Raw genomic sequence first — 9031 nt, forward strand, 5'->3', positions numbered from 1 at the left:
CCATGCCGATAACCTTACGACAACGCCTTGTCGCACTGACCGAATCTGACCGGGCTGCCGACGTCGTCCGCGTCCTGCTGGCGCTCGGCGGCGTGCTGGTGTGGTGCGTGCTGCGAGATGAACGCGCAAGCGCTGTTCCGGCGATGCTCGGCGTCATCGCGTGTGCCGTTGCCGAAACCGATGATGCATGGAGCGCGCGGCTGCGTGGCCTGGTGGTCACCCTTGCCTGCTTCGCGTTGGCGGCGTTCACCGTACGGCAAACCATTACCCTGCCCTGGCTGTTCGCCCTCGCCCTGCCCGTGGGAACTTTCGTGCTGGTGATGCTTGGCGCGGTCAGCGGCCGTTACGCCACGATCGCCGCGGCCACGCTGATCCTCTCGGTGTACATGATGATCGCGTCCGATCCATCGCTGGCCACGGGCGAGCCTTGGCTCATAACCACAGCGATGCTCCTGGGTGCTGCCTGGTACGGCGTGCTGTCACTGGCCTGGAGCGCGCTCGCGCCGCAGCGGGCAGTTCGCCTGGCGTTGGCGCGGCTATTCGAGGCGCTGGCCGCACAGCTGGAAGTCAAGGCAGCATTGTTCGAACCGGTGCGGGACCTGGACCGTGACGCCCTGGACATGCAGCTGGCGTCGCTGTCGGCGCGGACAGTGGACGCACTGAACGAGACACGCATGGTCCTGCTCGATCGGCTCGGCCGCCGCCAGCCGAGGGGTCGCATGGCCGCGCGGCTACGGCTGTACTTCGCAGCCCAGGACATCCACGAGCGCGTCAGTTCCTCGCATTACCCGTACGAAAAACTGGCCGAGGCGCTGTTCCATAGCGACATCATGTTCCGCTTCGGCCGCCTGATCCGCCTGCAATCCATCGCCTGCGGCGCCCGCGCGGAGGAGATCCGGCGCACCTTGCCCCCGGGCTCGCTCGCCCTGCCCCGGCACGCGCTCGAAGACGTGCGCAGCTCAGTGGAGCTCGGGGCCGGCTCGCGCGATGCCGGCATCGACGAGGCGCTGACCGGGCTGCTACGCAATGTCGAACGCCTGCAGGAGACACTTACTTCGGGCAACGAGGCAGCACGGGATACCGACTACGCACTGCAGAATCCGGACCCTCCCACCTTCAGCGACGCGCTGGCAAGGACCCGTGTACAGATCACCCGCCGCTCGATGCGATTTCGCCATGCGGTGCGCCTGTCCGCGGGCATGCTGGGTGGTTACCTGCTGCTGCTCGCCGTGCACCCGAAGCATGGCTACTGGATCCTGCTCACCACCTTGTTCGTTTGCCAGCCCGGCTACGGGGCTACGCGGCTGCGCCTGCTGCAGCGCGTGGCCGGTACCGTGCTCGGCCTGGTGGTAGGCTGGACGTTGCTGCATGTGCTGCCTGGCGGCGACTGGCGCCTGCCCCTGGTGGTGGCGACCGGCGCGGGTTTCTTCGCCTTCTGGCGCAAGCGCTATACCCTGGCCACCGCCACCATCACGCTGTTCGTGCTGCTTTGCTTCGATGAGCCCGGGGCCAGTTACGGCGCCATCGCGCCTCGGCTGCTCGATACCCTGATGGGAGCGGCGGTCGCTGCGGCGGCGCTGCGTTTCATCCTGCCCGACTGGCGCGGCCGGAACCTGCCTGACCTCATCGCCGATGCACTCGCCGCCGATGCAGCCTACCTTCGCCACATCGCGATGCAGTATATGCATGGCAGACACGACGACCTCCCCTACCGCGTGGCCCGCCGCGACGCACACAACGCACACGCGGCGCTGGCCGGATCCATCAACCAGATGCTGGCAGAACCCACGCACACCCGTACTGCAACTGAGGCAGCCTTGCGGCTCATGACCCATTCGCAACAGGTACTGGCCCATCTCTCCACCCTGGGCGCACACCGGGAAGCCTTGCCCGAAGGGGCGGACGGTGCCATGGCGCTGCGGGGGCTTGACGAGGTAGCGGACGGCTACGAGCGGCTGGCCCGCCTGGTGCGCGAGGGCCACGCCATCCAGGCCGCAGATGCAGCATGGCTGGGATCGCTTCAATTACAAGCAAACCAGGCCGCGGGATTGCCGCGCCTGGTGAGCCTGCAGAGCCTGTTGCTGGCGAAGGCCCAAACGGGGTTCACGGACATGGGCGCAGTATCAGGCTAACCGCGCCCGTTGTGCGTTGCGCCAAGGCCCCCGCCGGCCCGCGCGCTACCATGGGTGGCTTTTCAATGTTTTCCAGGAGCTTTGCATGCGTCCGTTCCCCCTCGGCGACGATCTCGACACCCTTCGCGAAAGCGTCCACGGCTTCGCCGAGAAGGAAATCGCCCCGCGCGCCGACCGTATCGACCGCGACAACGCCTTCCCCGACGACCTGTGGGTAAAGTTCGGCGAGATGGGCCTGCTGGGCATGACCGTGGCCGAGGAATTCGGCGGCAGCGGCCTGGGCTACCTGGCGCACCTGGTGGCGATGGAAGAAATCTCCCGTGCATCCGGTTCCGTGGGCCTGTCCTACGGTGCGCATTCGAATCTCTGTGTGCAGAACATCAATTACAACGGCAACGACGCGCAGCGCCGCAAATACCTGCCGAAGCTTTGCAGCGGTGAATGGGTGGGCGCGCTGGCAATGAGCGAGCCGGGCGCCGGTTCCGACGTGGTCGGCTCGATGACCTGCCGTGCCGAAGAAAAAGACGGCGTGTGGGTGGCCAACGGCAGCAAGATGTGGATCACCAACGGTCCGGATGCCGACGTGCTGCTGGTGTACATGCGCACCGCACCGCGCGCGGCGGGAAGCCGCTGCATGACGGCCTTCATCATCGAAAAGGGCATGAAGGGCTTTTCCACCGCGCAAAAGCTCGACAAGCTCGGCATGCGCGGGTCCAACACCTGCGAACTGGTGTTCGAGAACTGCGAAATTCCCGCCGAAAACATCGTTGGTGAAGTGAACGAAGGCGTGCGCGTGCTGATGGGTGGCCTGGATACCGAGCGCCTGGTGCTCTCTGGCGGCCCGATCGGCCTGATGCAGGCAGCCATGGATTTGACGCTGCCCTATGTGCGCGAACGCAAGCAGTTCAACGCACCGATCGGTACCTTCGGCATGATGCAGGCGAAAGTGGCCGACATGTACACCGCGTTGCAATCGTCACGCGGCTTTGCCTACATGGTGGCGCGCCAGTTCGACGAAGGTATCCGCTCACGCATCGATCCGGCCGCGTGCCTGCTCAATGCCAGCACCAACGCTGTGAAGGTGACCCTGGAAGCGATCCAGGCCTTGGGGGGCAATGGTTACATCAACGAGTTCCCGGCCGGACGCCTGCTGCGCGACGCCAAGCTCTACGAGATCGGCGCCGGCACCAACGAAATCCGGCGCATGTTGATCGGACGGGAATTGTTCCACGGCAAGAGCTGATGTTGGAAAGCCCCGACATCAGAAAGCCATGGTGTAGCTCACCATGGCCATCTTCGAACTGTCGCGGTCACCGAAACGCTGGTCCAGCGACATCTTCAGCCCCGAACGCGGCGTGATGCTCCAGTCGAGCGTGGCGCCCACCAGCGCCGCGTTGCGCGCCAGGCCGATGCCACCAACCGGGCCCCACGAATCGATGCCGGTGAAGCGGGCGGCGAAGACGTCGCCCTGGGTGGCAAAGGCATGTTGCCAGGCCACGTGACCGTTCAGGCTTACCCTCCCTCCGGAAGGCAGCAGCCAGTCGCGGCCCGCGCGCAGGCCCGCGCCCGCCTGCCAGCGCGACAGCACCTGGCCATCGGCGGTCAGGCCAAAGCCCGCCGCGCCCGTTTCACTGAAGCCGCCCCGGTCGATGCGGTCGTACTCGAGGTCGGCATACGGGGTGATCGATACCGCGCCCGTGGAAAGACGCATGCCGCTCTCGCCATAGGCTACGGCGTAGTGGCCCTGCGAATTGCTCGACACGCCCGTGGCCACTTCACCCAGCTGCACGCCGCGGTACATCGTTTCGCGGTACTGGCCCAGGCCGACGCGGCCCATGGCGTAATACCGGTCACGCACGGTGCCAAGGTATGCGGAGGCTTCCGTGGCATGGCTTCGACCCTGGTCCACGCTCTCGGCCAACTGGCCCAGCCCCTGTGACTGGCTGAGCGCGAAACCAACGATGCCGCTGGCGCCAAGCTTGTGGTCCTGACCGACCAGGAACCCCGAGACATCCACCCCGACGTTGCCGTAACCGCCGCGGCTCATGCCACCGCTATAACCCAGGCGCTGCGTCCAGGCGCCGGCGAGCTGGTTGGAAGCGAGGCTGGCCATGCGGCTGGACAGCGCCTGGTTGCCTTCATCGATGGCCTCCAGCGTCATCGCAGCGCTGGCGGCATGCAACTGGCCCGACAACGATTCCAGCGACTTCTGCGCCACTTGCGCCGTGGGCGCCTGCTGGATCATCGCCGCACCCAGCAGAGCGTCGGTGGACACGCCGGAGCCTGGGGTCCTGGCTGCGGCATCAAGCTGGGTAAAGGCACCTTCCACGCGCTCGGCCGAGCCTAGCGTCACGGGGCGGGAAGAAACGCCGGTAACCTGAGTGACGTTCACGCGCGTGGTGTCCAGCCATACCTCGTTCGACGCGTACTGCACGGTGGTGCTCAGCATCACGTTCGGCGCTGAACTGACGGTGGCGAAGATACCCGTCACGCCGCCGAATGCGGTAAGCACCGACTGGTGCACCGTGCTCACATACCCCGGCGTGGCGCCGGCGAAATAGAGGTTACCGTCAAGCTTGACGGTCCCGCCTACCTGCAACACCGCCCCGATATAGGTGGAAAGGGTGGCGCCGGCGGACTGGTTGAAATTGCCTCCCACCGTCACATTGCCCTGCATCCGCACGGTGCCCTGGTTGAGCAGGTTGCCGCCCACGGCGCTGCCCGATGCGCCGCCCAGTTCAAGCGTACCCAGGGGCCCGGTCTGCACGACGCCGGTGAACGGCTGCAACGCGGTCAAGGTGCCGCCGTTCACCGTGGTCAGGCCGGTATAGTTATTCGCTCCGCCCAGGGTGAGATGGCCGGTCGTGCCACTGACCACGAGGTTGCCTTCACCGCCAATATCGTTGGCCCAGGTTGAGGTGGTCGTGCCGATGTTGACGGCAAAGTCGCCCCAATCGAACTGCGCCGGCCCAAGGATGGCCTTGCCGACATTGAGCGCGCCATATCCGAAGGTAGCGTCCGGTCCGGTAGTGCCCAGATCCGTCGCGGTACCGAGCAGGGTCTGCCGCACATTATCGTTGGTGAAGTACGGAAAGGCCGACCAAACCACCGCCGCCGCGCCGCTTACCTGGGGCGCGGCGAGCGACGTGCCTTCGTAGACGAAATAGGAAGGGTTGTTCTGGGTGTCGTTCTGGCCGCTGACGATGACATCGCCCGGCGCGGCCAGACAGTAACTCATGGCCGAACCGCACTGGTTCGAATAGCTGGCCAGTGTCGTCGGGTTATTGCTGTCCAGCGCCACGACAGCAAGCCATCCACGGGCAAGGTCGGCGGCACGCGAAGGCAACGCCGCATTGTCGGACGGATTGGCCTTGGAGTCGTTGCCTGCGGCAAATACCACCAGTCCTCCACCGGCTATGAAGGGTGCGTAGGCATCGTGGAAACTTTGCGTGGTGGCGGTGGCGGTGGCATCCCAGTACAACCCGCCCCAGGAATTGTTCATCACCCTGACATGGTTGAGCATGAGCGCATCGTTGACGCGTCCAAGGTAGTCGGCATCGGCACTGCCGGCCTGGTTGCCATTACCCGAGCCATCGTCCGTCGGTTCCTTGTCGTCGATGATGCGCGCCGAAACAATGGTCGATTCAGGCGCGATGCCGCCGGCGAACTTCTGGAACGGCGTACCGGCGGCGATTTCTGCCACGGCCGTGCCATGGCCAACCACGTCGTCCACGGTCAGATTGTTCGTCGTCGAATCGACGTAGTTCAGGTTGGCAGTGACGCGCCCGGTCAGCGCCGGATGATTGCGGGACACACCCGTGTCGACAATGCCGATGACCACTCCCTGGCCATTGAAACCCGCCGTATGGGCGACATCGGCATGGGTAAGTGCGATCTGCGCATCGACAGGAGGATTGGGTACCGTGGGAGGAGTCACCGGTGGTGTCACCGGAGGTGTGGTTACCGTTGAGGGCTTGCTGCCCCCACCGCCCGAACAACCGGCCAACGCAAGAGCCAAGCACACGCCCACGGCGAGGTCCTTTCGGACCCAGGTATTATCTTTACCCAGCATTCCTTTAACTCCCCTTGCGTTTTCCTGGCATCAACGCCATTTACCCAACCCTTGGGCCGATATTCGCATACTGTCGCTAAATATCAGCGACCGGGTGCACGTTTGCTGCATGAACACCCCGCTGCGATAATCACCTGTTATCGACGGCCCTGCCGTTAACCGGAGTGTTTTGATGAGCGACATGAACGTGGTCATCGCCGGCGCGCGGCGCACGGCAATCGGTTCTTTCCTTGGCCAGTTCACCGGGGTACCCACGCCCACCCTGGGCGCTACGGCGATCCGTGCCGCGCTTGAGCAGGCGCAAGTTCCTGCGGCAGACGTGAGTGAAGTGATCATGGGCTGCGTACTGCCCGCCAATCTCGGCCAGGCCCCGGCGCGCCAGGCATCTCTTGCCGCCGGCCTGCCCGTGTCTACCGGCTGCACCACCATCAACAAGGTGTGCGGCTCGGGCATGAAGGCGGTGATGCTTGGGCACGACCTGATCCGCGCCGGCTCCGCCACCATCGTGGTTGCCGGCGGCATGGAGTCGATGACCAACGCACCGCACATGGTCAACGCCCGCACCGGCATCCGCTACGGCGACGGCCAACTGGTGGACCACATGGCATGGGACGGCCTGACCAATCCGTACGATGGCAAGGCCATGGGCGTGTTCGGCGAATCATGCGCCGACAAATACCATTTCACCCGTGAGGAACAGGATGCCTTCGCCATCACTTCGGTGGAACGCGCCAAGGCAGCCCAGTCCAATGGCGGCTTCGCCGACGAGATCGTCAAGGTAAGCGTTACCGGCCGCAAGGGCACGGTGGATGTCGACACCGATGAACAACCCGGTCGTTCGGACGTGGCCAAGGTGCCGCAGTTGAAGCCGGCCTTCCGCAAGGAAAACGGCACGATCACCGCGGCAAGTTCCTCCTCGATCTCCGATGGCGCCGCGGCGCTGGTACTTACCTCCGAAGGCGAAGCCAACCGGCGCGGCCTGGACGTGCTCGCTACCATCGTCGCGCACGCCACGCATTCGCAGGAACCGGAATGGTTCACCACCGCGCCCGTGGGCGCCATCACCAAGGTGCTGGAAAAGGCCGGCTGGAAAGTCGACGACGTCGACCTGTTCGAAGTGAATGAAGCCTTTGCGGTAGTGCCGATGGCAGCGATGCGCGAATTGGGCATCACGCACGAAAAGATCAACGTCAACGGCGGCGCATGCGCCCTTGGCCACCCGATCGGGGCCAGCGGTGCGCGCGTATTGGTGACGTTGATCCACGCACTACGCAAGCGTGGGCTGCACCGGGGCGTGGCGTCGCTTTGCATCGGTGGCGGTGAAGCCACGGCGGTTGCGGTGCAAATCCCTTAGTGAAGATCAGGTGCACGTGGCGCGAACGCGCCATGTGCACCGCGTCGAGGCTGCATGCACGATGTTTGCCTGCCTTTAATGCGCCCTGAAGGGAGACAGGCCCGGCGGTGGCTTATCTACGGAAGCTGCGCTATTAATACGCCCGCCAAACGGCATTCCACGGCTAAGGAGATTTCAATGACTGTTACGCGTACCCTACTCGCCTCCGCGCTCGTCGCGTTGCTGGCGGCATGCAGCAACGGCGCGCAGGATTCGGCACAGGATGCCCAGAAGCAGGCGGCCGATGCCCAGCAGCAGGCCGACAAGGCCCAGCAGGCTGCGGAGTCCGCGCAGAACCAGGCCACCACCCAGGCCGCGCAGCAGGCGCAGAGCTCGGCTGACCAGGCCAGCCAGGCGGCCAACCAGGCCTCCAATGCCGCCGCTTCCGCCGGCACTTCCGGTGGCGCGATGTCCTCGATGTCCAAGGATGCCGCCAACAACGCCGCCGACCAGGCTGGCAAGGCTGCCGACAACGCCAAGGACGCGGCGGACAACGCCAAGTCGTCGGCTGACGACGCCAAGAAGCAGTAATCCCTCGCGATACAAAAGACCGGCCGCCTCGTGCGGCCGGTCTTTTTTTGCCCTCGCCCGGCGCGCCCGGCCGCTTATGCTGCACCGCCACGACCGCGCGGCCGCCAGCACCGCTATGATTACCCGCTGCTCACCAGCGCGGCCTACGCATGCCCATCATCACCTCGCAGCTCGATCCGCACTCGGCCGATTTTCTTGCCGCCAGCGCCCACATGCAGGGCCTGGTCGACGACTTGCGCACGCAACTGGAACGCGTGGCAGGCGGCGGTGGCGCCAAGGCACGCGAGAAACACGAGGGCCGCGGCAAGCTGCTGCCCCGCGAGCGCATCCGTGCGCTGCTCGATCCCGGCTCACCGTTTCTCGAACTCTCGCCATTGGCCGCACACGGCATGTACGACGATGCCGCACCCGCGGCGGGCCTGGTCACCGGCATCGGCCGCGTGCATGGGCTTGAAGTAGTGGTGGTGGCCAACGATGCCACGGTAAAGGGCGGCACATATTTCCCTATCACGGTGAAAAAGCACCTGCGCGCCCAGGAAGTGGCGATGGAAAACCACCTGCCCTGCATCTACCTGGTGGATTCGGGCGGCGCCAACTTGCCGCACCAGACCGACGTCTTTCCCGACCGGGAGCATTTCGGCCGCATCTTCTATAACCAGGCCAATCTCTCGTCGCTTGGCGTGCCGCAGATCGCGATCGTCATGGGCTCGTGCACGGCGGGGGGCGCCTATGTGCCGGCGATGTCCGACGAGTCGATCATTGTCAAGGGCCAGGGCACGATCTTTCTCGGCGGCCCCCCTTTGGTGAAGGCCGCGACCGGCGAGATCGTCACGGCCGAGGAATTGGGTGGCGCCGATGTGCATAGCCGCATCTCCGGCGTTACCGATCATTATGCGCTTGACG

6 protein-coding genes are annotated in these 9031 nt (G+C 65.1%); 5 read left to right on the plus strand and 1 reads right to left on the minus strand.

Going from position 1 to position 9031, the window contains the following annotated elements:
• The first annotated feature begins 2 nt into the window (after positions 1-2).
• Positions 3-2132 (plus strand): YccS family putative transporter, encoded by a 2130-nt coding sequence (gene yccS / locus VGM61_RS10180; RefSeq protein ID WP_331522688.1) that lies wholly within the window; start codon positions 3-5, stop codon positions 2130-2132.
• 85 nt (positions 2133-2217) lie between these two features.
• On the plus strand, positions 2218-3375 hold the full coding sequence (locus tag VGM61_RS10185; protein ID WP_331522689.1) for an isovaleryl-CoA dehydrogenase: 1158 nt from the start codon (positions 2218-2220) through the stop codon (positions 3373-3375).
• 18 nt (positions 3376-3393) lie between these two features.
• Here VGM61_RS10185 and VGM61_RS10190 read toward each other — a convergent pair whose 3' ends face one another.
• Complete coding sequence (locus VGM61_RS10190) at positions 3394-6069, minus strand: S8 family serine peptidase (protein WP_331522690.1); 2676 nt, start codon at positions 6067-6069, stop codon at positions 3394-3396.
• Between the two features lie 307 nt (positions 6070-6376).
• Between VGM61_RS10190 and VGM61_RS10195 the strand changes: the two genes are divergently transcribed.
• The 3 genes from VGM61_RS10195 to VGM61_RS10205 form a co-directional block, all read left to right on the plus strand.
• The gene (locus VGM61_RS10195) at positions 6377-7558 is read left to right on the plus strand and encodes an acetyl-CoA C-acyltransferase (protein WP_331522692.1); all 1182 of its coding nucleotides are present in this window, start codon (positions 6377-6379) and stop codon (positions 7556-7558) included.
• Between the two features lie 177 nt (positions 7559-7735).
• Complete coding sequence (locus VGM61_RS10200; protein ID WP_331522693.1) at positions 7736-8128, plus strand: hypothetical protein; 393 nt, start codon at positions 7736-7738, stop codon at positions 8126-8128.
• A gap of 149 nt (positions 8129-8277) precedes the next feature.
• Positions 8278-9031 (plus strand): carboxyl transferase domain-containing protein (locus VGM61_RS10205; protein ID WP_331522694.1); only part of this gene is annotated, 754 nt, incomplete at its 3' end.

Source organism: Pinirhizobacter sp., assembly GCF_036499745.1.
GTDB lineage: Bacteria > Pseudomonadota > Gammaproteobacteria > Xanthomonadales > Rhodanobacteraceae > Pinirhizobacter.

Bases quoted from the DNA above. Each gene is read 5' to 3' on its own strand.
- yccS (WP_331522688.1), top strand. From the start codon at position 3: ATGCCGATAACCTTACGACAACGCCTTGTCGCACTGACCGAATCTGAC.
- VGM61_RS10185 (WP_331522689.1), top strand. From the start codon at position 2,218: ATGCGTCCGTTCCCCCTCGGCGACGATCTCGACACCCTTCGCGAAAGC.
- VGM61_RS10195 (WP_331522692.1), top strand. From the start codon at position 6,377: ATGAGCGACATGAACGTGGTCATCGCCGGCGCGCGGCGCACGGCAATC.
- VGM61_RS10200 (WP_331522693.1), top strand. From the start codon at position 7,736: ATGACTGTTACGCGTACCCTACTCGCCTCCGCGCTCGTCGCGTTGCTG.